The organism is Streptomyces sp. NRRL F-5727 (genome assembly GCF_000719555.1).
Classification (GTDB): domain Bacteria; phylum Actinomycetota; class Actinomycetes; order Streptomycetales; family Streptomycetaceae; genus Streptomyces.
Genome location: NZ_JOGX01000007.1, coordinates 66230 through 91592 on the forward strand (window position 1 = coordinate 66230; position 25363 = coordinate 91592).

The 25363-nt window shown below is 75.2% G+C and carries 16 protein-coding genes and 1 pseudogene; 11 read left to right on the forward strand and 6 right to left on the reverse strand.

The genetic code is table 11. The annotated features are described in order from the left end of the window. Window positions 1–71: 71 nt before the first annotated feature. Window positions 72–512, forward strand: coding sequence for a MarR family winged helix-turn-helix transcriptional regulator (locus tag IF73_RS0107745; protein WP_031004881.1), 441 nt, complete (start codon window positions 72–74; stop codon window positions 510–512). 29 nt (window positions 513–541) lie between these two features. Here IF73_RS0107745 and IF73_RS0107750 read toward each other — a convergent pair whose 3' ends face one another. After that, entirely contained in the window at window positions 542–1636 is a 1095-nt protein-coding gene (locus tag IF73_RS0107750; protein ID WP_031004883.1) for an SCO2400 family protein, read from the reverse strand. Between the two features lie 239 nt (window positions 1637–1875). Here IF73_RS0107750 and IF73_RS0107755 point away from each other — a divergent pair. The 4 genes and pseudogenes from IF73_RS0107755 to IF73_RS0107770 all read left to right on the forward strand — a co-directional run. Continuing rightward, window positions 1876–2904, forward strand: a pseudogene (locus IF73_RS0107755) (rod shape-determining protein); the annotation flags it as partial. Between the two features lie 168 nt (window positions 2905–3072). Further along, the gene (locus IF73_RS0107760) at window positions 3073–4500 is read left to right on the forward strand and encodes a GAF domain-containing protein (RefSeq protein WP_031004887.1); all 1428 of its coding nucleotides are present in this window, start codon (window positions 3073–3075) and stop codon (window positions 4498–4500) included. Window positions 4501–4658: 158 nt separating this feature from the next. After that, entirely contained in the window at window positions 4659–5843 is a 1185-nt protein-coding gene (locus tag IF73_RS0107765) for an MFS transporter (RefSeq protein ID WP_051716621.1), read from the forward strand. Between the two features lie 59 nt (window positions 5844–5902). Then, complete coding sequence (locus tag IF73_RS0107770; RefSeq protein WP_031004891.1) at window positions 5903–7372, forward strand: acyl-CoA synthetase; 1470 nt, start codon at window positions 5903–5905, stop codon at window positions 7370–7372. Window positions 7373–7423: 51 nt separating this feature from the next. On the opposite strand, the gene IF73_RS0107775 is transcribed toward IF73_RS0107770, so the two are convergent. The 4 genes from IF73_RS0107775 to IF73_RS0107790 form a co-directional block, all read right to left on the reverse strand. After that, entirely contained in the window at window positions 7424–11098 is a 3675-nt protein-coding gene (locus tag IF73_RS0107775; RefSeq protein WP_031004893.1) for a S8 family serine peptidase, read from the reverse strand. A 199-nt stretch (window positions 11099–11297) separates the two neighbouring features. Beyond that, window positions 11298–12557: an MFS transporter gene (locus IF73_RS0107780; protein ID WP_031004895.1), complete on the reverse strand. Its 1260-nt coding sequence runs from the start codon at window positions 12555–12557 to the stop codon at window positions 11298–11300. Continuing rightward, window positions 12554–13012: a GNAT family N-acetyltransferase gene (locus tag IF73_RS0107785; protein WP_031004897.1), complete on the reverse strand. Its 459-nt coding sequence runs from the start codon at window positions 13010–13012 to the stop codon at window positions 12554–12556. The genes IF73_RS0107780 and IF73_RS0107785 overlap by 4 nt, the downstream gene beginning before the upstream one ends. A 44-nt stretch (window positions 13013–13056) precedes the next feature. Further along, window positions 13057–13548 carry a MarR family winged helix-turn-helix transcriptional regulator gene (locus IF73_RS0107790; RefSeq protein WP_031004899.1) on the reverse strand — a complete coding sequence of 164 codons (492 nt, stop codon included), beginning with the start codon at window positions 13546–13548 and terminating at the stop codon, window positions 13057–13059. A gap of 154 nt (window positions 13549–13702) precedes the next feature. On the opposite strand from IF73_RS0107790, the gene IF73_RS0107795 reads away from it, so the two are divergent. The 4 genes from IF73_RS0107795 (at window position 13703) to fxsT (ending at window position 21414) form a co-directional block, all read left to right on the forward strand. Then, complete coding sequence (locus tag IF73_RS0107795; protein ID WP_031004902.1) at window positions 13703–14119, forward strand: organic hydroperoxide resistance protein; 417 nt, start codon at window positions 13703–13705, stop codon at window positions 14117–14119. A gap of 175 nt (window positions 14120–14294) precedes the next feature. Then, entirely contained in the window at window positions 14295–15836 is a 1542-nt protein-coding gene (locus IF73_RS38575) for an effector-associated domain 2-containing protein (RefSeq protein WP_158821952.1), read from the forward strand. Beyond that, entirely contained in the window at window positions 15833–16951 is a 1119-nt protein-coding gene (locus IF73_RS0107805) for an AAA family ATPase (RefSeq protein ID WP_031004906.1), read from the forward strand. The genes IF73_RS38575 and IF73_RS0107805 overlap by 4 nt, the downstream gene beginning before the upstream one ends. Next, window positions 16951–21414, forward strand: a complete 4464-nt coding sequence (gene fxsT, locus IF73_RS42555; protein ID WP_051716612.1) for an FxSxx-COOH system tetratricopeptide repeat protein — start codon at window positions 16951–16953, stop codon at window positions 21412–21414. The genes IF73_RS0107805 and fxsT overlap by 1 nt, the downstream gene beginning before the upstream one ends. A gap of 72 nt (window positions 21415–21486) precedes the next feature. On the opposite strand, the gene IF73_RS0107815 is transcribed toward fxsT, so the two are convergent. Further along, window positions 21487–22839, reverse strand: coding sequence for a cation:proton antiporter (locus tag IF73_RS0107815; protein WP_037878602.1), 1353 nt, complete (start codon window positions 22837–22839; stop codon window positions 21487–21489). Window positions 22840–22964: 125 nt separating this feature from the next. Here IF73_RS0107815 and IF73_RS0107820 point away from each other — a divergent pair, with 125 nt between their 5' ends. Both IF73_RS0107820 and IF73_RS0107825 read left to right on the forward strand, forming a co-directional pair. After that, window positions 22965–24185: a hypothetical protein gene (locus IF73_RS0107820; protein ID WP_031004912.1), complete on the forward strand. Its 1221-nt coding sequence runs from the start codon at window positions 22965–22967 to the stop codon at window positions 24183–24185. Continuing rightward, window positions 24182–25333 (forward strand): effector-associated domain 2-containing protein, encoded by a 1152-nt coding sequence (locus IF73_RS0107825; protein ID WP_037878547.1) that lies wholly within the window; start codon window positions 24182–24184, stop codon window positions 25331–25333. The genes IF73_RS0107820 and IF73_RS0107825 overlap by 4 nt, the downstream gene beginning before the upstream one ends. The last annotated feature ends 30 nt before the right edge of the window (window positions 25334–25363 follow it).

Genomic DNA, 25363 nt, shown 5'->3' on the forward strand with positions numbered 1-25363 from the left:
AGCTTCACTTGATGAAACAACCATGCGCCTTGATATTTCATGTTGTCAAGCATCGGAGTACGATGGTGCCCATGCCCACCTCACACACCGACCCCGTGACCCTCGAAGTCGTCGAGCTGATCGGCACGGTCGTGGCGCGCTACCACCAGGAGTACGAGGAGGCCGCCGCCACCCACTCCCTCACCGGCGCGCAGGCCCGCGTCCTCGGGCTGCTCGCCCTGGAGCCCACGCCGATGCGGAAGATCGCCGAGAAGCTCAAGTGCGAGCCGTCCAACGTCACGGGGATCATCGACCGCCTGGAGTCCCGGGGCCTGGTCGAGCGGCGCCCCGACCCGGCCGACCGCCGGGTCAAGCTGGCCGCCCCCACCGACGAGGGCCGGGACACCGCCCGCCGGCTGCGCGACTCCCTGCGCTTCGCGCGCGAGCCGCTCGGCGAGCTGACCACCGTGGAGCGCACCCTGCTGCGGGACCTGCTGCGCCGGATGCTCGGCGAGGACCCGGACCCGGCCTGACGGACTCCCCCGGGAGCACCGGTCCAGGTCTAGACGCACCACCACAGGAACGGGGTGCAGGTCTCCGAGGGCTCCGGTGCCGGTGTCGTCGCGGGCGGCGTCGTCGCGCTCGCGGAGGCGGACGGGGTCGCGCCGCCCGAGGCCGGGGCGGTGGGCGAGCCCGAGGCGCTCGGCGTCGCACCGGGCCCGTCGCCCTGCGGACCCGAGGTGACCTCCGGAACGGACGGCGCCGGCGAGGAGGGCGCGGCGGAGGTGGCGGCCGGTCCCGCGGTCACGCCGCCCGTCCCCGTACCGGATCCCGTCCCCGCTCCCGTACCGGATCCCGTGCCCGTGCCGGATCCGCCGCCGGAGCCCGAGACGGGCGCGGCGACCATGCCGGAACCGCCGCCGGAACCCGTACTGATGCGGCGCGGGCGCCCGGTCGGCGTCGCCGGGCCCGCGGAGCCCTCGGTCGCCCGGTCGCCGTCCTCGCCGTCCCCCTCCGCGCGCTCGCTCGGATCGCGGGTCGGCAGCGCGGGCGCCGGCGGGGTCTCGGTGACCTCCAGCTCCTCCACGGCCAGCGCCGGCCCCTTCTCCTCCGGCTCCTCGAGCGCCGCCTTCGCCAGGCCCAGCGACCCCGCCGCGAGGACCAGCCCCAGCGTGCTCATCGCGACCGTCCGGCCGCGGCCGAACCTCCCCCGCTTCCGGCGGCGCGTCGCCGACCGGCCCGCCGACCGGCCCGCGCTCCTCGGCGGCACCACCACGTCCAGCTCGTAGACGTGCTCGGGCGCGAGCGGCGCGCCGACGCCCGCCTCGGCCTCCGGCTCGGGCACGGGCTCCGGCTCCAGCTCGGCGGCGTACGGAACGGAGGCGTACGGCTCGGACCCGTACGACGCCGGCGCGTACGACTCCGACGGATACGGCTCCGCCGGATACGGCTCCGCCCGATACGGCTCGGCCGGATACGGCTCCGGTGCGTACGGCCGTCCGGTCGGGTACGGCTCCGGTGCCTCGACGCCCTCGTGAGGCGCGGAGTGAGGCAGGGCGTGGGGGGTGTCGTACCGCAGCCGCTCGACGGAGGTCCCGCACCCGGCACAGGCGAGGGCCCCGTTGAGATACCGCCGGCACGCGTGGCAGTAGTCCATGGGGCTCGCACGCTAGGACGAGCGGCCCGGCCCCGGGGAGTCCAGGGTGTGAGGATCCTGTGAGGAAACCGCAGGTGAACGCCATGGCGCCGCGATTCTCCCGGTTCGCCACCCCCCGCCCCCCGGCCCCGGGCGGCGCAGCCCAGCGCGCGCGGCGGGCCCGGCGGTCGCACGATGCGAACAGGACACCCGACCGCGACACCTCGCCCGTGTCAGCACCGCACCCCGGAGGATCCGCCGTGACCGTCAGCCTCGATCAGCTGCGCCGTTGCCATGTCGCCGTCGACCTGGGTGCCGCCCGCACCCGGGTCTTCGTCAAGGGGGCCGGGCTCGTCGTCGACGAGCCGAGCGTGGCCGCCGTCAACACCCGTACCGGAGCGCTGATCGCGGTCGGCGCGCTCGCCGAGAAGATGACCGGCCGCACCCCGGACTACATCCGGGTCGTGCGCCCGGTCTCCGGCGGCACCGTCGTCGACATCGAGATGGCGCAGCGGATGCTCCGTCACCTCCTCGGCGAGAAGCTGCGCCGCCAGCTCCGCCGCAAGCCCCGGCTGCGCGCCGCCGCCTGCACCCCGCACGACAGCGACCCGCTCGCCCAGCGCGCGGCCGTCGAGACCCTGGTGGGGCTCGGGGCGCGCCGGGTCGAGCTGGTCGACACGCTGATCGCGGCGGCCGTCGGCTGCGGTCTGCCGGTGGAGCAGCCCACCGCGACCATGATCATGGTGTGCGGGGCGGCGACGACCCAGGTCGCGGTGCTCTCGCTCGGCGCGATCGTCACGGCCGAGCGGATCCCGGTCGGTGGCGACGCCATCGACCACGCGATCATCCAGCACCTGCGCCACCACCACGAGCTGATGCTGCCGAGCCAGTCGGTGCGCCCGCTCCAGCTCGCGCTGAGCGGCAACGGCCTGACCCCGCACGGCCCGGTGTCGACCGAGATCCACGGCCGGGACGTGGCCACCGGTCTGGCCCGCTCGGTGACCGTCGAGACGGCGGCGGTGCGGGAGGCGATCCACACCCCGCTGACGGCGGTGCTCGACGGCATCGGGAAGGTGCTGCGGGAGTGCCCGCCGGACCTGGTGGCCGACCTCGCCGACCGCGGGATCATGATGGTCGGCGGCAGCGCGCTGCTGCCGGGCCTGGACCAGATGCTGCGGGACGCCACCGGCATGCCGGTGCACATCGCCGAACGGCCGGACGTCTGCGCCGTGCTGGGCCTCGGCGCGATGCTGGAGGGCAAGGTCCAGCCGATGGTCCTCGACCCGCTGGGCGACCACCGCGGCCTGGCCGACGCCGACGACGGCCTCGGCGACCGGGACCGGGACCGGGACCGGGACCGGGACCGGGACCGGGACCGGGACCGGGACCGCGTGTTCGCGGACGATCTGACGGAGTGACCAATCCCGACATCGCCCGATTCGTATGCCGATGAGACCATGGTGATCATGGACGAGGACGGGGACGTGGAGCAGGAGCAGGCCCGCCTGCCCATGCTGCTCGAAGCCGTCCTCGGCGTCGGCACGGACCTCGAACTCCGCGCCACGCTCCAGCACCTGGTGGACGCGGCGACGGAGCTGGTCGGGGCCGGCCAGGGGGCGCTGCGGGTCGTGGACCCCGAGCGCCCCCGGCTCACCGGACTCTTCACCACCGGGATGACCGACGAGGAGCGGGCCCGCGCCGGCCGGCTCCCCGAGGGGCCGGCCGGGGAGCTCGGGGTGCCGATCCGGGTGCACCACCAGGTCTTCGGCCATCTCCACCTCTCCGGGAAGCCGGGCGGCTTCACCGAGGAGGACCTGGCCCTGCTGCGGGTCCTCGCCGCCCAGGCCGGCATCGCGATCGGCAACGCCCGGCTCTACGAGACGGCCCGGCAGCGCGAGCGGTGGATCGAGGGCGCGGCGGCCGTCACCACCGCGCTGCTCACCGGCGAGTCCGCCGAGGACGCCCTGACGACCGTCGCCGAGCAGGCCCGGATCCTCGCCGGGGCGGCCGCCGGGGTGATCCTCCAGCCCACCCCCGAGGGCGGGATGGAGATCGTCGCGGCCTCCACCTCGGAGGACCCCGGCGAGCTGGTCGGCACCACCATCCGGCCCGGCTCCGCCGTGCTCGTCCAGCTCCTGGGCGGGGAGCCGGTCTTCGTCGAGGACTCGGCGACCGACCCGCGGATGACCACGCCGGTGCGGTCCCGGTTCGGGCCGTCGATGATGCTGCCGCTGCGCAGCGGCGGGAGGCTGATCGGCACCCTGGCCCTCCCCCGCCGGCGGGGCGACGAGCCGTACTCGGCGGTGGACCGGCTGCTGGCCTCGCAGTTCGCCTCGCAGGCGGCGCTGGCGCTGGTTTTGGCGGACGCGCAGCACGACCGGGAGCGGCTGGCGGTCTTCGAGGACCGCGACCGGATCGCCCGTGACCTGCACGACCTCGTCGTCCAGCGGCTGTTCGCCACGGAGATGATGCTGGAGTCGACCCGCCGCCGCGCCGGGGAGGAGTCCGGGGAGGGCGAGCTGCTCGGCAGGGCGGTGGACGAGCTGGACTCGACGATCCAGGAGGTGCGGACGACGATCTTCGCCCTCCAGCAGCCGCCGGCGGAGGCGCCGACGACCTTCCGGGGGCGGGTGCTGCGCGAGACCGGCGGGGCGGGGGTGCTGCTGGGCTTCCAGCCGTCGGTGCGGTTCACCGGGGCGGTGGACACGCTGGTGGACGAGCCGGAGGCGCGGAAGCTGCTGGCCGCGCTGCGCGGGGCGCTCGCGGCGGCGCACCGGCGGCCGGGGGTCGGCCGGATCCAGGTGGACGTCGGCGTCGGCGACGCGGGCGCCTGGCTGCGCGTCGAGGACGACGGCACCCCGCCGGCGACGGTGACCTTCCCCTGACCGGCCCCTCCCCTGACCAGCCCCTCCCTGACCGGCCCTTCCCCTGACCGCCCCCGGACGGAGCAGTCCCGCGCGCCGGGCCGCGGCACCGGATCTTGACTGAGGGGGTGAACTCCGACGCCAAGCCCCCGACCGCGGCGGCCTACCGCAACCTGGTGATGACCACCATCGGCTTCACGCTCACCTTCTGGGCGTGGGACCTGATCGCGCCCCTCGGCAGCTGGTACGGCGAGCGCCTGGGCCTCAGCTCGTTCCAGCAGTCCTTCCTCGTCGCCGTGCCGGTGCTGGTCGGCTCGCTGGGCCGCATCCCGGCCGGCGCGCTGACCGACAAGTACGGCGCGAAGCTGATGTTCCCGCTGGTCGCCGCGCTGACGATCATCCCGGTGCTGCTGCTGATCGTGGTGAAGGACTCGTACGGCCTGATGATCGTGGTCGGCTTCCTGCTCGGTCTCGGCGGCACGACCTTCGCGATCGGCATCCCCCTGGTCAACTCCTGGTTCCCGCCGGAGAAGCGGGGCCTGGCGCTCGGGGTCTTCGGCATGGGCATGGGCGGTGTGGCGCTCTCCGGCTACTTCACCCCGCGGATCGCCGAGCACGGCGAGAACCTGCCGTTCGTCGTCGTGGCGGTCGCGCTCGCCGTGTACGCGGTCCTCGCCGCCGCCCTCATCACCGACCGGCCCGACCGGCCGGTGCCGACGGCCTCGCTGGCGAGCCGGCTGGGCTCGGCGGGGCGGCTGCGGGTGACGTGGGAGCTGTCGGCGCTGTACGCGATCGGTTTCGGCGGCATCGTGGCCTTCGGGGTGTACCTGCCGACGTACCTGAAGACCTGGTACGAGCTCGACCCGACCGACGCGGGCACCAAGGCGGCCGGGTTCGCGCTGGTCACGGTCGTCTTCCGGCCGATCGGCGGCTGGCTCTCGGACCGCGTGCACCCGGCGGTGGTCACCGCGTGGGCGCTCGGCGTCGTCGCCCTCTTCGCGATCGTCCAGGCGTTCGACCCGAAGCTGAACCCGGGCGGCACGATCGCCCTGCTGGTGATGGCGGCCGGTCTGGGCACCGCGAGCGGCTCGGTCTTCGCGCTGGTCTCGCAGGTGACCCCGCAGGCCAAGGTGGGCTCCGTGACCGGCATCGTCGGCGCGATGGGCGGCCTCGGCGGCTTCGTCCCGCCCCTGGTCATGGGCGCGATCTACAGCGCCAAGGACTCGTACTCGATCGGCTTCATGCTCCTGTCCGACCTGGCGCTCGCCGGCTGTGTGTACGCGTACGGGCGGATGCGCGGGCTGCGGCCGGACGGCGAGGCGTCGGACGCCGGAGCGACGAAGGTCACCGCCGACGGCCGCTGACGCCCCGGCAGAATGCTCCCCGGCAGCACCCCTCGCCCCCGACCCGAGGAGTACGACCGGTGAACGCGCCGCTCCCCCGCCCGCCCTTCCCGCCGCTCTTCCCGGCCCTCGCCGCCCCGACCGCGCGGCCCGCCCTGCGCTGCGGCCCGGACGCGCTCTCGTACGAGGGGCTGGCCCGGGCCGCCGGAGCGCTCGCGGCCCGGCTCGCCGGGACCCGACGGGTCGCCGTGTGGGCCGTGCCGACCGCGCGGACGGCGGTGGCCACGGTGGCGGCGCTGCTCGCGGGCGTCGCCGCCGTCCCGCTGAACCCGCGCTCCGGGGAGCGGGAGCTGGCGCACGTCCTCGGCGACAGCGCGCCGGACCTGGTGCTGGCGGGTCCCGGCGACGAGCTGCCGCCGGCGCTCGGCGGGCTCCCCCGCGTCGACGTGCCGCTCGACGGGCCGGCCGGACCGCCGGTGTCGCAGGACGTCGATCCCGAGTCCACCGCCCTGGTCGTCTACACCTCCGGCACCACCGGCCCCCCGAAGGGCGTGCTGCTCTCCCGCCGGGCGGTCGCCGCCTCGCTCGACGCGCTCGCGGAGACGTGGTCCTGGACGGCGGACGACGTCCTGGTGCACGGGCTGCCGCTGTTCCACGTCCACGGTCTGGTCCTGGGGATCCTGGGGCCGCTGCGGCGCGGCGGAGAGGTCCGGCACCTGGGCGCCTTCTCGGCCGAGGGCGTCGCCCGCGAACTGGCCGGCGGCGGCACGATGCTGTTCGGCGTCCCCACCATGTACCACCGGCTCGCCGACGCCCTTCCCGGCGACCCGGCGCTGGCCGGCGCCCTGTCGGGGGCGCGGCTGCTGGTGTCGGGGTCGGCGGCGCTGCCGGTCCACGACCACGAGCGGATCGCGGCGGCGACGGGCCGGACGGTGGTGGAGCGGTACGGGATGAGCGAGACGCTGATGATCACCAGCGTGCTGCCGGGCGGCCCGCCGCGCCCCGGGACGGTGGGGCTGCCGCTGCCGGGCGTGGCGGTGCGGCTGGTGGAGGAGGACGGCTCGGTGCTCGCCGGGTCGGACGGGGAGACCGTCGGCGAGGTGCAGGTGCGCGGCCCGAACCTCTTCTCCGGCTATCTGAACCGGCCGGACGCGACGGCGGCGGCGTACGACGGCGACTGGTTCCGCACCGGCGACATGGCCGTCCGGGAGTCCGACGGAACGATCCGCCTGGTGGGCCGCAAGGCGACCGACCTGATCAAGAGCGGCGGCTACAAGATCGGCGCGGGCGAGATCGAGAACGCGCTGCTCGACCACCCGGGGGTGCGGGAGGCCGCCGTCACCGGGGAGCCCGACCCGGATCTCGGCGAGCGGATCGTGGCCTGGGTGGTGCCCGCCGACCCGGCCCGGCCGCCGGCGGACGCGGAGCTCGCGGACCACGTGGCCCGGCTGCTCGCCCCGCACAAGCGGCCCAGGACGGTCCGGCTGCTCGACGCGCTGCCCCGCAACGACCTGGGCAAGGTGCTGAAGAAGCGGCTGCCGCGCGGGTGACGGCGAAGGGCCGGACCCCGGCGGGTCCGGCCCTCCCCCTCGTCGGAGGGGCTACTTCACGCCGACCGCGTGGATCAGCTCCTGGGTGACGGAGCCGCCCTGGTCGTCGGTGGCGGCGGCCCGCAGGGAGACGGCCGCCGCGCCGGACGGGACGCGCAGCTCGCCGGTCCAGGCGGCGGTGCCCTTCGCGGACTTCCGCAGGTCGACCGTGCGCCAGGTGGCGCCGTCGTCGTACGAGACCTCCAGGCCGGCGCCGGTGATCGTGCCGGTGCCGGTGGCGCCCTGCACGTACTCGGCGAAGACGCCGACCGGGATCCGGGAGCCCGCCCGGACGTCGCCGTACAGGTCGGTGTCGAGGTCGAGACCGAGGTTGAGCATCGGCAGGTAGGTGACCCGGTCGGACGGGGTCTCGGCGGAGCGGACGGTCCACTCGCTGTGCCCCTTGGCGCCGAGCCGCCAGCGCGCCGGGTCCAGGGCGGTGTCGGTGACGACCCTGTAGGTGGCCTCCTCCGCCGGGGCGTCCCAGGCGTAGGCTCCGGAGCTCTTCTTGCGGTCGACGCGGACCCCGTTCACGTACACCTCGGTGTACTGGGTCATGGTGTCGTCGCTCCACACGTTGCCGAAGCCGGTGTGGTCACGGCCGGAGTCGCCCCAGCCGGGGGTGTTGAACCGCAGGTCGTTGCCGATGCGCTGCTGGCCCCAGCCGAGGCCGGTGCCGAGCCAGGGGTGCCAGACGGGGCCGAACCATTCGAGGCGGGCGGTGGAACCGCCGCGGTAGACGGAGCGGCCGCCGCGCTCCTCCAGGGAGTCGCCGAGGTCGACGGACTCGTGCCACTGCTGGCCGGCGCCGGTGGAGACGTACTCGGTGCGCTCGGCCGGGAAGCCGATCCACTCCTTGAAGCCGACGCCGACCGGGAAGGTGTCGGTGATCGAGTAGCGGAACTCGCCGCCGAGCTCCTTCCGCCCGGTGGGGGCGTGGAAGGCGGAGCGGACGGTGGCCAGGTCGCGGTCGCCGGGACGGTACACCAGGTCGGTGCCGATGCGGCCGGGGTGGCCCTCGGAGAGGTCGTAGACGTACGGGGGGAAGCGGGTGCCGGTGAGGTCGACCGGCTCGCCGCGGGCGGCGCCGGCGGCCAGCCGGGCGGCGTCGGCGCGGTTCACGGTGGCGACGGCGAGCGGACGGTCCTGGTAGTCGGCGGTGCCGAACCACGTCATCAGCCGGCCCGCGGCGTCGTCGGTGACGATCAGCGCCCGGGCGCCGGCGTCCTGGGCGGTCTGGGCGACCTCGGCCGGGTTCGCGCCGGGGGCGAGGCGGACGAGGACGGCCTTGCCCGTGACGTCCCGGCCCTCGTACGCGGCGGGGGTGCCGGTGCCCGCGTCGACGAGCCCGAGGCGGTGGCGGCCTTCGAGGAGGGTGGCGCCGGCCTGCGGGCGCAGGTCGGCGAGGCGGACTCCGTCGACGGACGCCTCCAGGACCGGCTTGCCGAGCCGCCAGACCGTGCGGTACTCGAAGGAGCCGTCCGTCACGGGCGCGGTGGGCGCGGCGAAGAGCGAGTCGTAGAGCGGCGGCACCTGCACGATGTCGGTGTACGAGACGCCGTCGAGCTCGCGGTCGTACTCCATGAGGAGCTGGCGGGTCTCGGTGCGCTTCTCGACCTCGGCGCGTATCTCGCGCAGCTGCCGGCCGTCGAGGGTGATCTCGCGGTCGCGGTCGAGGACGACCTCGGGGGCGGCCATGAAGCCGAGGCCGAGGGAGTCGGCGCCCTTCGACCCGCGCACGTCGAGGAAGGTGTCGACGGTGTACGTGCCGGGCTTGAGGCGCAGTTCGACCGTGCCGGAGTCGCCGACGGAGGCCGGGAAGGGGTCCGTGCCGGTGGTGAGGTTCCGCAGGCCGAGGCCGGCGGCGGCGGGGGCGCCGTCGCGGTCCTTGACGTGGACCGTGAGGGTGTAGCGCTCCTCCTCCTTGACCAGTCCGAGGGCGGTGTGGGCGACGGGGGCGCCGCCGGCGGTGGCGGTGATCCGGCCGGAGCTGGTGCCGACCGGGGCGCCGGTGCCGTCGCCGGTGACGGTGGTGGACGCGGTGCCGTGCGCCGGGACGGTGAGGGTGGTGTCGCCGAGGGTCGCGGTGCCGGCCGGCATGCCCTCGACGGCGAGGCTCAGCTCGACCGGGGCGTCGGAGGAGTTGGTGTAGGTGACGGTCCTGGTGACCGGCTGGTTCGCCTCGTACGGCCAGGAGAAGAAGCCGAGGTCGGCGGAGCCGGTGGCGGTGACGTCCGCGGCGATCGCGGCGGCGACGTCGACGCGGCCCGCACCGAGGGCGTACGCGGAGGCGTCGAGCCGCTTCGAGCTGGACATGAGCGCGTCCTTGAGCTGGGCGCCGGTCCAGTCGGGGTGCTGCTCCGCGAGGAGGGCGGCGACTCCGGCGACGTGCGGGGTCGCCATGGAGGTGCCGTTCATCGAGGTGTAGAGGCCGGTGCCCTCGGTGAGCTGGGAGCGGGCGGCGAGGATGCCGACGCCGGGCGCGGAGAGGTCCGGCTTCAGGGCCTGGTCGCGGTAGCGGGGGCCCTGGCTGGTGAAGTAGGCGGCCTCGTCGGCGGAGTCGACGGCGCCGACGGTGAGGGCGGAGTCGGCGGCGCCGGGCGAGCCGATGGTGCCGGGGGCGCCGGAGTTGCCGGCGGCGATGACGAAGAGGGCGCCGGTCTCGGCGGAGAGGGTGTTCACCGCCTGGGCCATGGGGTCGGTGCCGTCGCTGCTCTCGCGGGAGCCGAGGCTCATCGAGACGATCTTCGCGTCGATGTCCTTCGCGGCCCACTCCATGCCGGCGATGATCTGCGACTCGGTTCCGTAGCCCTCGTCGCTGAGGACCTTGCCGACGGCGAGGGTGGCGCGGGGGGCGACGCCCTTCTCCCTGCCGTCGGAGCCGGCGCCGCTGCCGCCGACGGTGGAGGTGACGTGGGTGCCGTGGCCGTCGCGGTCGGCGACCTCCTGGCCCTCGATGAAGGACTTCGACTCGGCGACGCGGCCGGCGAGGTCGGGGTGGGAGACGTCGACGCCGGTGTCGAGGACGGCGACCTTGACGCCCTTGCCGGTGAGCCCGGCCTCCCATGCCTTCGGGGTGCCGATCTGGGCGTTGGAGTCGGCCATGGCGGCCCGCACCCGGCCGTCGAGCCAGACCTTGGCGGGAGCGCCGGCGCGCGCCTTCGGCGAGGTGAGGGAGTGCCAGAAGGCGGCCGGGTCGGTGGCGGTGACGGCCGCGCCGCCGACGCTCGGGAGGGCGCGGACGGTCTCGGTGCCGCGCGGGGCGCCGGCGGCGCGCGTGCTCGTCCCGTACGTGACGATGAGCGGGAGCGCGTCGGTGAGGCCCTGCTCGACCAGGCCGGTGACGTCGAAGAGGCGCGGGTCGAGGACGCCGGAGTCGAGGAGGGGGCGGGCCTCGTCGGGGACGACGGTGACCCGGCCGTCGGCGACCTGGGTGCGGACGGCTCCGGTGGCGCCCTTCGCCCGGTCGACGGTGACGGTCCGCCGTCCGCCGTCGAGTTCGGTGAGGGTGACCCGGTCGCCGGTGACGAGGGTGACGGTGGTGGAGGCGGCCGGGCCCTGGAAGGTCTCGGGCACGGCGGCGGCCGTGCTGCCCGGCGCGGCGGCGGTCTGCCCGGCCGTGAGCATCACGAGGGAGACGCCGGCGGCGATCAGCCCGGCCCTTCCTCTGGTCGGCGGTGCGGTCATCGAACGACTCCTCGCGGACCCGGTGTTCGGGGGTTGGGATTCCGGATCCGCGAGGAGTCTGGCCGCTGGGAGGGGGACTTGGCCCTGGTCTGGGCTGGCGGTTATGTGCCCTGGCGGGCAACCGCCAGAAGGGCGCAGTCGGTTCAGGACGGGACCGTCCGGGACGAGCGGGGAGCGCTCCCCCGTGGTGTGGCCCGGGTCAGGGCGTCGGGTGCTCGGCGTCGTACCGCCGGAAGCCGCGGGCGAACACGGCGAACACGGCGACGGCGAGGACACAGAGGAGACCGCCGCCGGTGATGGCGACGAGCGGCGAGGTGAGGTCGGCGACCGAGCCGGCCACGAAGTCGCCGAGCCGGGGTCCGCCCGCGACGACCACGATGAAGACGCCCTGGAGCCGGCCGCGCATCTCGTCCGGCGCGGCGACCTGCATCATCGTGTTCCGGAAGATCATCGACGAGGTGTCGGCGTAGCCGGCGGCGGCGAGGCACAGCAGGCCGACCCAGAGGTTCCGGCTGAGGCCGAAGGCGGCGATGGCGAGGCCCCAGGCGGCGACGGAGACGAGGATGGCCTGCCCGTGCCGGCGGATCCGGCTCTGCCAGCCGGAGACGACTCCGCCCATCAGCGCGCCGAACGCGGGCGCAGCGACGAGGAGTCCGGTGGTCCTGGCGTCGCCGCCGAACCAGAGGACGGCGACGGCCGGGAAGAGCGCCTTCGGCTGGGCGAGGATCATCGCGAAGAGGTCCGAGACGAAGGTGGCCCGCAGGTTGGGGCGGGTGCCGAGGAAGCGGAGCCCGGCGAGGACGGAGGCCCTCTTCGCCCCGGTGTGCTCCGGCGGCATGGAGGGCAGCCGCCACATCGCGTAGAGGCTCGCGAAGAAGGCGAGGGCGTCGATGGTGTACGCGGTCTGGTAGCCGGCGAAGCCCACGATCACGCCGCCGAGGCTGGGTCCGACGAGCGTGCCGAAGGTCATGACCATGGAGTTCAGCGCGTGGGCGGCGCGCAGCTGCTCGGGCGGGAGCAGGCGGGGGATCATCGCGCTGCGGGCGGGCGAGTTGAGGGCGCCGCAGACCGCCTGGAGGGCGACGATCGCGTAGAGGAACCAGACGCGGTGGAAGCCGGCGAAGGCGGCGGTGGCCAGCGCGGCGGAGAGGGCGGCGGCGCCGGCCGCGCCGACGAGTCCGAGGGTGCGCCGGTCGACGGTGTCGGCGATCGCCCCGCCGTAGAGGCCGAAGACGACGAGCGGCACGAGGGAGAAGAGGCCGACGAGGCCGACGGAGAACGCCGAGCCGGTGATCTCGTACACCTGGAGCGAGATCGCGAGGGTGGTCATGCCCTGGCCGACCCAGGAGACGCTGCTGCCGAACCAGAGGCGGCGGTAGTCGGCGGAGGTGCGCAGCGGGGTGAGGTCGGCGAAGATGCGCCGCTTCTCGTCCTCCCGCGGCGGCTCGACGGCGGTCACGCGGCGGCCGCGGTGAGGTCGTAGCTGAGCTCGGGGCGGTCCCAGTGGACGCGTCCGGCGGCGGCGACGGTGCCGGTGCGGCGGGCGCCGGTGCGGAGGTAGAACGCCTCGGCCGGCGGGTGGGCGACGACCCGGACGGCGTCGAGCCCGGCGGCGCGGGCCTCGGCGGTCATGTGGGCCATCAGCAGGCGTCCGATGCCGAGCCCCTGGGCGGAGTCGGCGACGAAGGCGAGGTCGAGCTCGGCCTCGTCGAGGAGGAGGGCGTAGAAGCCGAGGACGCGGTCGTCGGCGTCGACGGCGGCGTAGACCGGGTGGTGCTCGATGTAGGCGCCGCCGACCCGGTAGCCGTCGACCATGACGGCGTACGGGCCCCGATAGGCGGCGGAGCGGCGGACCAGCCGGGTCAGGCGTGCGGAGTCGGCGGCCGTGGCGCGGCGGACGGTGATCTCGGGCATGGGGCGAGTATAGGAATGCTTTTCGTACTCGGCCCTTACATTTCTCAGCCGCAGTCGGGGCGCAGCGCGGCGGGGTCGGCGCTGTCGAGGCGGGCGGCGAGGGTGCCGAGCCGTTCGCGCAGCTCGGCGATGTCCGCGAGGTCGAGGCCGGTGGCGGCGGCGATCCGGCGGGGGACGCCGAGGGCCTGCTCGCGCAGGGCGGCGCCGGCCGGGGTGACCCGGGCGGTGACGGACCGCTCGTCCTCGGCGCTGCGCCGGCGCTCCACGAATCCGGCCGCCTCCAGCCGCTTGAGCAGCGGCGACAGGGTGCCGGAGTCGAGCCGCAGCCGCTCCCCGAGGCCCTTCACGGGCAGCTCGTCGTGCTCCCAGAGGACGAGCATGACGAGGTACTGGGGGTAGGTGAGCCCGAGCTCCTTGAGCGCCTCGCGGTAGACGCCGTTGAAGGCGCGGGCGGCGGCGTGGAGCGAGAAGCAGATCTGCCGGTCGAGCCGGAGGAACTCCGCGTCGGGGAGGGGCAGGGTGTCGGGCGTCTCCATGGCTCCAGGGTACTCGAGTCCCCGATTCAGTTGTGCACAACTGAATCGTGCGCTATCAATAGAGGGGCGGCACACCACCGCCCCCGCCTTCCGAGGACCACTGCCGAGGAGCCGAGGAACTCTTCCGAGGCCCCCTTCCGAGACTGGAGACCCCATGGACGCCCTCTACACCGCCGTCGCCACCGCCAACGGGCGCGAGGGCCGCGCCGTCAGCTCCGACGGCCGGATCGACCTCCCCCTCGCCCACCCCCAGGCCCTCGGCGGCAACGGCGAGGGCACCAACCCCGAGCAGCTCTTCGCCGCCGGTTACGCGGCCTGCTTCGCCAGCGCCATGGGCGTCGTCGCCCGCCAGGAGAAGATCGACATCTCCGAGGCGTCCGTCACGGCCGAGGTCTCCATCGGCAAGGACGCCGCCGACGGCGGCTTCGGCCTCGCCGTCGTCATGCGCGCCGAGTTCCCCGACCACCTCCAGGGCGAGGCCGGCCTGGCCCTGCTGGAGAAGACCCACGCCTTCTGCCCCTACTCCAAGGCCACCCGCGGCAACATCACCGTGGACCTCGTCGTCGAGTAGTACGCCGGTCCGCCGGACCGCCCGCCCGTCGGCCTCCCCCGGACGTCCCGCCCGTTTCCGGGGGAAGGATCGGCCCACGGGGTGGCGACGGCTCCGGCCCGCGCCATACCCTGGACCGCAGGGCGGCGGCGCCCGTACCACCCATGCGCGATCGGGAGTGGGGACCACAGGAGCCGTGACGGGGGGGCTTTTGTTCGACGAGGGCCACGGCGCTCACGCACCCGAGTTCCGGCGTGAGCTGGTCGATCAGCTGTGCGCGGTACCGGGGCTCGACGTCCCGGGCAGCCGGGACCTCCTGATCAGCATGCTCGCGGAACGGCTGCCCGAGGTGGGCGACGTCCCGCGGCACGGGCGCACCCGGCTGGACATCCTGGAGATCGTCCGCAGCTGCCTGCGCGAACCGCACGGCCTGCGTGAACTGGCCGACGCCCTCACCCTCTACGCCCCCGGCGCCACCCCCGTCCTCCGGATCCGGGAGCTCGCCGACTCCGTCCCCTCCGCCGGGCCGGACGTCCTCCCGGTCCTGCCCGAGGCCGAGTTACGCGCGGCCCGCGCCCGGCTGGCCTCGCTCCGCCACCTCGACGCGCACGGCCTGCTGCACGCCGCCGCCGGCGAACTCCCGCTCCCCCAGACCCCCGTGGCCGGACTCGGCGAGGCGTTCGACCTCCTCGCCCGGGTCAACGCCCGGCCCGACGGCCTCCTCCCGGTCCACGTCCTGGTCGAGCACGTGATCACCGCGCTCGACGGCTCCGAAGCCCACCGGAGCGCCGCGGACGAGCTGCGCGCCTGGAACGACGCCCAGGCAGCCGCCCTCCACCTCGCCCCGCAACTGGCCGCCGTCCGCGCCGAACTCGCCCGCGAGGCCGCCGCACAACCCGCACCCGCCTGTCTCGTTGTCCAGTTGTGCAGAAGCGGAATGGACCCGGACCGGTATCTGCTCTCCCACTGGCGCCAGATCCGGCCCGGCCCCTGGCGGCCCGAGCGCGGCGAGGACCGGCTCGTGACCCTCGCCGAGGTCCCCGCCGCCGTGGGCGAGCTGGTCGACCGGGCGGAGAAGGAGTGGGCCGGCCGCCCCGGCCGCCCCGTCCTGGAGTTCGTCCTCCCCTTCCACCTGCTCAACCACCCGATGGAGTGGCTGACGTCCGGATCGGACCTCACCACCGCCCTCTGCCTCACCTACCCGGTGGTCCTGCGCAGCCTGGAGCGGATGCGGGCCAGGGAGCACCACCGCAAGTGGCACAACCGCTGGCAGCAGATGCTCGACAGCCCCGACACCGTCTGCCACTGGGACACGGCCGGGCGCCGCGGCCACGACGCCGTCCGGTGGAGCAGCGCGCTCATCGCCGACGAGCGGCTCGTCTCCGTCGCGCTCGGCGCGCCCCCGCTGCGGGGCCCGGCCGGCCGGCCCTCCTCCCTGGAGACCGCACTGCGCGCCGGAGTGCCGCTGGCGGTCTGGGACCGACGGCCCGAGCCGCCCCCCGAGTTCCGCAGGCGCGCCAAGCGCCTTCTGAAGGGAAAGGCGATCGAACTCCCGCAGCGCGTCAAGAAGTTGCGGAGCGAGGCCGCCACCGCCGCCGCGGGCCAGCGGGACGTCCATGTGGGGCGGCACCTCGCCGTCCTCTTCGACGACCCGAACCGGCTCGTCGACTGGTCCGGATCGCCGGGGCCGGCCGCCGGGAGCGCGCGCGGCGGACACGACGACGAGGGGGAGACATGAGCGGTGTCCGTCATCCGGTCGACAACAGCCGGAACGGAGGGCACGTCACCAGCCGCAGCTGGTGGATCTACCGGGGCACCGGCCAGCCGCTGACCGACATCCGCCTCGGCGACGTCCTGCCGCCACCGCCCGGCTGGCGGAACTTCGACGGCGGCCCCGTGCTGCCCCCCGTCCCGGCCGAGAGCGCCGAGACCGACCGCCGCCTCGGCGCCGTCGGCCGCGCCACCCCCCGGCAGGACGCGCACGACATCGACCTGATCAACACGGCCCTGCTGCTCCGCCGGCCGCTGCTCGTCACCGGTCGCCCCGGCATCGGCAAGTCCACCCTCGCCTACCTCGTCGCCCGCGAGCTGGGCCTCGGCCGCGTCCTGCACTGGGGCATCACCTCCCGCAGCACCCTGCGCTCCGGCCTGTACGAGTACGACGCCATCGGCCGCGCCCAGGCGTCCCTCGGCGCCCGCGCCCGCACCGCCGCCGTGCCGGTGCCCGCCCAGCCGTCCGGTCCGGCGGCGGGGACCCCCGACGCCGACCCCGGCCCCCGCATCGGCGACTTCGTCCGGCTCGGCCCGCTGGGCACCGCCCTGCTGCCGTACGAACTCCCCCGCGTCCTGCTCATCGACGAGCTCGACAAGAGCGACATCGACCTGCCCAACGACCTCCTGCACGTCCTGGAGAACGGCTCCTACGACATCCCCGAGCTGGTCCGCGCCCGCCACCAGGAGAGCACGGCCCGGGTGTTCACCGACGACCCCGACGGCACCGCCCCCGTCACCGACGGGCTCGTGCGCTGCCGGGCCTTCCCGTTCGTCGTCATCACCAGCAACGGCGAGCGGCAGTTCCCCGCCGCCTTCCTGCGCCGCTGCGTCCGGCTCGACGTCTCCCCGCCGCGCGAGGACCAGCTCGCCGCCATGATCGCCGCCCACTTCCGGGACCAGGGCGGCCGCCACGACGCCATGATCCAGACCTTCATGGAGCGCAGCCGGGAGAACGGCGGACTCGCCGCCGACCAGCTGCTGAACGCCGTCTACCTGCGGTCGGCCGGCGTCAGGGACGACGACGAGACCTGGGGCGAGCTGCTCGACGCGCTCTGGCGGCGGCTGTCGGGGGCACCCTGATGGACGACGACGCCGACGCCCGCTCGCTCCCCGAGCCGTTCGAGGTCGCGGAGGCGCTCTGGCTGCACGCGTACCAGACGCTCGCGGCCCGCCTCCCGTCCTCCGAACCACCCCGCCCCCGGCCGGTGAGCCTCCCCGGGCTCCCCGTGCTCGGCCGGGACCTGCCCACCCTGCCCCTCGACGTCCCCACCGCTCCCACCGGCCCTCCCCACTCCCCCGCCTCCCCCGGTGATCCCCCGGCGGGCGCTCCCCGGAGCGGCGGAACCGAGAACCCCGACGGCACCCCCGACAGCACCGACGACGGCGCCCCCGGCGCGGGCCACCCGGCCGGGCCACCGGGCCTGCTCGCCCGGGAGTTCGCGCTGGCCCGGGAGCTCCACCGGACGCCCGTGCGGGCCGAACCGCTGCCGGACCTGCGCGACGCCCCCGGGATCGCCCGCCGGCTGCGGCCCCTGAAGCAGGTCGTGCCCTCACCGTTCGACGTCGAACTGGACGAGGAGGCCACCGCCGAGCACGCCGCGGAGGACGGCCTCTGGCTCCCCTACACCCGGGCGGCGGACGAACGCCGCTTCGACCTGGTCCTCGTCGTCGACGACCACGCCACCATGGCGATCTGGGAACAGACGATCGCCGAGTTCACCGCCGTGCTCGAACAGCTGGGCGCCTTCCGGGACGTCCGGGTCCGCCGGATGGGAGTCCGGGCGACCCCCCGCGGCGACGAGGCCGTGCTCCACGGGCCGGTCGCCGGACAGGGCCCCGCCGCCACCCCCGCCGAACTCCTCGACCGGACCGGCCGCCGCATCGTCCTCGTCCTCACCGACGCCCTCGGACCCCTCTGGCGGGCCGGCGCCGGTCCCGCGGCACTGGAGCTGTGGGCGGCGGCCGGACCGACCGCCGTGGTCCACCTCCTCTCCCAGCGGGACTGGCACCGCACCGCCCTCACCCCCCGCCGGGTGCGGCTCGCCGGCCCCCGCTCCGGCGCCCCCAACACCGAACTGGCCGTCTCCTTCCCGCCGGACGAGTACGACCCGTTCGACCCGCCGCCCGCCACCTGGACCGCGCCCGTCCCCGTCCTGGAACTGGACGCCGACTGGCTGGGCCGCTGGGCCGCCCTGGTGGCCGGCGAGGACGGCGGCTGGACGGACGCCTCCGCCCTGCTGCTCGGCGCCCCCGCCCCGGAGCCGCCGGAGGACCCCGGACCGCCCGACGACCCCCCGGCGCCGACCGTGCAGGAACGCATCCGCCGCTTCCGCAGCCACGCCACCCCCACCGCCTTCCGCCTCGCCACCCATCTGGCCGCCGCCGTCCTCGACCCCCGGCTGGTCAGGGACGTCCGGCACCGGCTCGTCCCGGAGGCCCAACCGGTGCACGTGGCCGAGCTGTTCCTCAGCGGACTGGTCGAACAGCCCCCGCACGACGCGCCGTCGGCTGGCGCGGCCGGCGCCCCCATGGAGTTCGTCGACGGAGCCCGCGAGGCCCTGCTGGCCGGCGCCATGCGGGCGGACACCGCACGCGTCGCGCACTCGGTCTCGGACTTCTTCGGCGACCGCTCCGAGGCGGCCCGCCGACTGCACCGCGCCCTCCTCGCCCCGGAGGAGGTACCCGACCCGCCGCTGACGGAGGAGAGCCTGCCGTTCGTCCGCGTCGAACTGGCGATCCTCCGCGCCCTGTCCGGGCCCTATCTGCGCCGCGCGCACCGGATCAGCACCGCCCTGTCGGGCGGTTCGCCGGGAGAGTCGCTCATGCCCGGCACCGCCCGAGTGGTCCACGATATCCGCGATACCCCCGTACATCCCGACACGGACGGCTCTTCCATGACCGAGGACACCACGACCCGTCAGCCCGCGCGTGAGGAAGGGGGCGTCCAGCGGACCCCGGTCCCGCACCCCTCCGGCGCGCCGACCCCGGCCTCCGGCACCCCGATCCCCGCCTCCGCCACCGGGTCGATCCCGGTCCCGGCCCGGCCGCGTCCCTCCGTACCCGCCATCTGGGGCAACGTCCCCCCGAACAACCCCAACTTCGTGGGCCGGGAGGACCTGCTCGCGCAGATCCGGGACCAGCTGCTGACCGGCGACACCTCGGCCGTGCTCCCGCACACCCTGCACGGCATGGGCGGCGTCGGGAAGTCGCAGATCGCCATCGAGTACGTCTACCGGTACGCCGCCGACTACGACATCGTCTGGTGGATCCCCTCCGAGCAGCCGACGATGATCCTCACCGCCCTCACCGAACTCGCCCAGCGGATGGGCCTGAACGTGAGCGACGAGGCCAACCGGGCCGTCCCCGCCGTCCGCGAGGCGCTGCGCCGCGGCGAGCCGTTCGACCGCTGGCTGCTGGTCTTCGACAACGCGGAGAACGTGGAGGCCGTCCGCCCCTACTTCCCCACCGGCGGCACCGGCAAGATCCTCATCACCTCCCGGAACCAGGAGTGGGACCGGGTCGCCCGCACCCTCTCCGTGGACGTCTTCACCCGCGAGGAGAGCAAGGCGCTGCTCCGCCGCCGCGCCCGCGACCTCAGCGACGCCGACGCCGACCAGCTCGCCGAGGCGCTCGGCGACCTGCCGCTCGCCATCGAGCAGGCGGCGGCCTGGCAGGCCGTCACCGGCATGACCGTCCCCGACTACCTGCGGCTGATCAACGAGAAGATCGCCGAGCTGATGCTCGAACTCGTCCCCTCCCCCGACTACCCCATGTCGGTGGCCGCCGCCTGGGACGTCTCGCTGCGCCAGCTGGAGCAGCGCAACCCGGCCGCGCTCCAACTCCTCCAGGTCTGCTCCTTCTTCGCCCCCGAGCCGATCTCCCGCTCGCTCTTCAACAACGCGCGGACCACCTCCATCGCCCCCGAGCTCGACGAGGCCCTGCGGCATCCGATCAAGCTCGGCCGGGCCATCCGCGAGATCAACATCTACGCCCTGGCCCGGATCGAGCACCGGCACGACACCATCCAGCTCCACCGCCTGGTCCAGGCCGTGCTGGTCAACCGCATGTCCCCGCAGCAGCAGGCCGACATGCGGCACGGCGCCCATCTGCTGCTCGCCGACGCCAACCCCGGCAGCCCCAGCACCCGCGCGCTCTGGCCGCGCTACCAGGAGCTGCTGCCGCACGTGGTGGTCTCCCGGACCGTCGAGTGCGAGTCCCCGTGGGCGCGCCGCCTCGTCCGCGAGATGGCCGAGTTCCTGTACGCCTGGGGCGACCACGCGGGCTCCGCGCGGATGGCCCGCGAGGCGCTGGAGATCTGGACGGAGAAGTTCGGCGCCGAGGACCAGCTCACGCTGGAGATGGCGAAGTGGCTGGCCTTCATCCTCCGGGTGCTCGGCCAGTACGAGGAGGCCGCGGCGATGATGGAGCACACCGCCGACGTCTACCTGCGGACCGCGGGCGAGGACGACGAGGGCACCCTGGACGCCCTCATCCAGCACTGCAGCGGACTGCGGCTGCGGGCCGAGATGGCCAAGGGCCTGGAGATCAACCGGCAGGTGTACGACCGCGCGCTGCGGGCCTTCGGCGAGGACGACCCGGCCACCCTCCGCGCCGCCCACAGCCTCGGCGTCGGCCTGCGGCTCATGGGCCTGTACCGGGAGGCGCGGGAGTACGACACGGAGACCGCCCGGCTGCGCGCGCTCGCCCTCGGCGACGACCACGTCGAGACCCTGAACACCCTCGTCGGCCTGGCCATCGACATCCGCGAGACCGGCGACTACCTGGAGGCCGCCGCCCACCTGGAGGACGTCTACGCCCGCTACCTCACCACCTTCGGCGAGGACAACCACCGCACCCTCGGCTGCGCCCGCGTCCTCTCCGTCTCCCGGCGCCGCGCGGGCGACCACGAGGGGGCGCTGGCGCTCTGCGAGAGGGCCTGGTCGACCTTCGAGGGCCGGTACGGCGCCGACCACCCGGACGCGGTGGCCTGCGCCGCCAACCTCGTGGTGGACCTGCGCCAGGACGGGCAGCTGCGCCGCTCCCGGGAGCTGGGCGAGGCGACGCTGGCGCGGTACGCGGCGCAGCTCGGCGCCGACCACCCGTACACCCTCTCCGCCCGGGTCAACCTGGCGATCACCCTGCGCCACCTGGGCGACCTGGACGCCGCCCGGAGCCACATCGAGGTGGCGTGGCCGGGGCTGCGGGAGTCGCTGGGCGACGACCACGTCCTCACCCTGACGGCGGCGATCGGGGCCGCCAGCCAGTACGCCGCCGACGGGCGGCACGAGGAGGCCCTGGAGCTGGACCGGCGGACCATGGAGGCGCTCGCCCGCGACCTCGGCGAGGACCACCCGACCACGCTGGCCTGCGCGACCAACGTGGTCCTCGATCTGCGGGCGCTGGACCGGGCCACCGAGGCCACCGCCCTGCACACCGACACCCTGGCCGGGTTCCGCCGCCGGCTCGGCGAGGACCACCCGGCGACCACGTCCTCCGCCGCCGGCCGGCGGGCCGACGTCGACATCGCGCCCGTCCCCTTCTAGGCCGGGCGGGCACGCGAGAGCCGGCCGGGTCCGTGCGGACCCGGCCGGCTCCGTCGTGCGGCCGGGCGGCCGTCAGGGGCTCGGGGCGGCCTCCGCGTCGGCGGCGACCGGTGGCGCGGAGCCCGCCCCGGACCGGACGTCCGGCACCTTCCGCTCGACCGGCGGCCGGGGCGGCGTCTCGTCCGGGCGGTGCAGCAGCCGGATCAGCGGCCCGGTGGCGGCCGTGGTCAGCAGCGCCATCACGACGAGCAGCGCGTAGAGCCGGGGGCCGATCACACCGGCCTGGAGGCCGACGTTGAGCACGACCAGTTCGGTCAGGCCGCGGGTGTTGAGCAGCACGCCGATCAGCAGCGCGTCCCGCCAGGACCGGCGGGCGCCGCGGGCGCCGCGGGCGCCGCGGGCGCCGCGGGCCGAGACCGTCCCCGCCCCCACCTTGCCCGCCACCGCCGCGGCACATATCACCGCGAGGATCAGCAGGTCGGAGGCGCGCAGCCCGCCGAGCACGACGGCCGTCCCGGAGATCGCGAAGAACATCGGCAGCAGCAGCCCGCCGATGTCCTGGAGCGGGCCGAGGATCCGGGCGTCCGGGGAGCCGTCGGGCAGCCGGGGCATCACGATCCCGGCGAGCAGCGCGCCGAAGATGACGTGCAGGCCGAGCTCGTGGGTGACCCAGGCGGAGGCGAGGGCGAAGGTGACGGCCAGCGGGACGCGGGCCGCCGGGCCGCCCGACCGCCGGAACCACCGGGCGAGCAGGGGCCGAACGGCGAAGAGCATGACCAGGACGTAGCCGGCGAGCAGGGCCGTCTCGACCACCCAGGCGCGCGCCGAGCCGTGCGCGCCGCCGACCAGGACGACGGCGAGCACCGGCCAGCTCAGGGCGTCGATGACGCCGGCCGCGGCCATGGCGATCGTGCCCGGGCCGGTCCGGGCGATCCCCTGGTCCTTGATGATGCTGGCGAGCACGGGCACGGCCGTGATGGAGAGCGCGACCGCCATGTAGAGGACGAAGGTGGTGTCGACCGGGCGGCCGTCGTTGACCTCGGCGAAGGCGTCCGGGAGGGCCAGGACGATGCCCGCGCCGAGCAGCATGGGCAGGACGAATCCGGTCACCGAGACGGCGGTGACGGCCTTCTGGTGGCGGAGCAGCCCGAGGTCGAGCTCGTAGCCGACGGCGAAGAGGAAGAAGACCAGGGCGACTTGGGCCAGCGAGGTGAGGACGGGCTGGATCTGGTCGGGGAACAGCTTCTCGTACACCCCGCCGGGCAGCAGGCCGAGCAGGCTCGGGCCGAGGGCGATGCCCGCGAACAGCTGTCCGATGACGGGGGGTTGGCCGAGCCGTCGGGCCAGCGCGCCGGCGGCGTGGGAGGCGGCGATCACCACGGTGAGTGCCGCGACGACGTGCGAGACGACGGAGTCCGTGCTCACCGGCATACCCCTTCCCGGGCATGCGCGACCCTGCGCCAGGCCCCCTACGCAGTGTAGCCGTCGGAGCGTCAAGTGCCTTATTGTGAACTCCATTTGGCCTATGCCACCGCGGACGGGGGTCAGCAGTGACGACGGTGCTTCTCGTACACGGCACGGGGGTGCGCGAGCCCGGGTACTCCGAGGGACTGGAGCGGGTGCGGGCCGGACTGCGGCCGTCACGGCCCGACGTCACCGTCGCTCCCTGTTACTGGGGCGGACGGGCGGGCTCCGCGCTGCGCTCCGGGGGTCTGTCGGTGCCGGGGTACGGGACCGGGCGGGACGTGGCGGAGCCGGGCGCCCGGGGCGGGGACGGCGGCGGCGAGGACGAGGACGTCGAGCTGTGGGGGCTGCTCTACCTCGATCCGCTGCTCGAACTGCGGCTGCTCGCCGCGGAGTCCGGGGGCCGTGCGGAGCTGGCGCCGGGCGCCGTGCCGCCGGGCGAGGCGCTGTCCTCGGCGGCCCTGGCGCTCGGGTCCGACGAGCTGCTTCGGGGGCTGCTCGACTCCGCCGGGATCGGCGGGGAGTTCGCCGCCGCGGTGGCCGCCGTCGTCACCGCCCCGGACGGCCGGGGCTTCCTGCGCTCCCCCGCCGCCGCCGACGGCCCGGACGTCCTGGCCCGGGCGTTCGCCGCCGAGGCGGTACGCCGCCGGGCGGAGCGGAGCGGATCGGCCGCGGCCTTCGACGGCACCGCCCGCGACGCGGCCGTCGAGCGGATCACCGCCCTGCTCACCGCCGCCCTCACCGACGGGGCCGGCACCCACCGGGGGCCGGTGACCCGGGGGGTGAAGCGGCTCGCCGGGCGGCTGGCGCTCGGCCTGGCCTCCGCGCAGGCGGTGAAGCGGCGGTCCGCCCTCACCGACGCCGCCCACCCGGCGGCCGGGGACGTCCTGCTCTATCTGGCCCGGGGCGGCGCGATCCGCGAGCTCGTGGCGGAGGCGGTGCGCGCCGCCGAGCCTCCGGTGGTGCTCCTCGCGCACAGCCTGGGCGGCATCGCCTGCCTGGACCTGCTGGTCGAGCGGGCGCTGCCGGAGGTCGAACTGCTGGTGACGGTCGGCTCGCAGGCGCCGTTCCTGTACGAGCTGGGGGCGCTGCCGAGCCTGGAGCACGGCCGGCCGCTGCCCGCCCACGTACCGCGCTGGATCAATGTGTACGACCGCCGGGACCTGCTCGGATACGTCGGCGCCGGGGTCTTCCCGGGGCGGGTCGAGGACGTCGCCGTGGACGGCCGGCAGCCGTTCCCGCTCGCGCACAGCGCCTACTGGGGCAATCCGGAGCTGTACCGGCTGCTCGCGGCGGAGCTGCCGTGACCGCGGCCCGGCCGGAGCGGACGTACGCGGTCGTCGTCGGCGCGGAGCGGTACGCGGCCGGCCCGTCCTGGGACCTGCCGGGGCCCGCCGCCGACGCCCGCCGCTTCACGGCCTGGCTGCGCGGCCGCGGGGTGCCCGCGTCGCACGTCTCGCTGCTCCTGGCGCCGCTGCCGGGGGCGGGCGGGCCGGGGGTGGACGTACCGGAGCTGCCCGCCGGACGGGAGGCCGTACAGGACGTGCTGACCCGGCGGCTGCCGGCCCTGGAGGGCGACCTGCTGTGGGTGTTCTGGGGCGGGCACGGGGTCACCGACCCGCAGGGGCACCGGCGGCTCTTCTACGCCGACGCCGGCCCGGACGACCGGCGCAACCTCGACCTGGACGCCTGGCTGACCGCCTTCTCCACCGACCTCGTGCCCGGCTTCCGGCGGCAGATCTGGCTGGTGGACTCCTGCCAGACCTTCGTCGAGGACCTGATGCTCGCCCGCCCGCTGCCCCAGGAGATCCCGCCGGGCGGCGAGCGGTTGCCGGGCCGGGAGCAGTTCGTGCTGCTGGCCTCCGGGCGGGGGCAGCGGGCGGCCAACGATCCGGTGCGGCAGACCGGGGCGTTCTCCCGCGCCGTGCTGGCGGCACTGGCCGCATCGGACGGTGAGGGCGCCTGGCCGCCGGACATGGCGGCGCTCGCGGACACCGTGCTGCGGGAGTTCACCGGCGGCGGCCAGCGGCCGACCTCGCTCTGGCACCGCTCCTGGGCGGGCGACGAGCACCGCTTCGACGCCTCCCCCGCCCCGGCCGCGTCCGCGGCGCCGGCCGTACCCGCCCCGCGGCGGGACGCGGAGGAGCCGGTGCCGGACGCGGCGCTGGCCGCGCTGATCGGCCTGTTGGCCGACTGGCCCGGGGTGACGGACCAGAACCAGCGGCAGCTCGTCCTCGGGATGCTCCCCGCCGACCTGGCCGGCTCCATCCCCCGGCACGGGGCGGCCCGGCCCGACATCATCAGCATCGTGCGGACCTGCCGGCGCCATCCCGGCGGCCTCCACGCCCTGGTCGACGCCCTCACCCTGCTCGAACCCGGCTCGCGGGAGCAGCTCCTGCTCGCGGAGTGGGCGGAGTGCTGGCTGGGGCCTCGACCAGGGGGCGCACCCGCCTGATCACGCCCTACCGGAACCACCCGGGCTGCG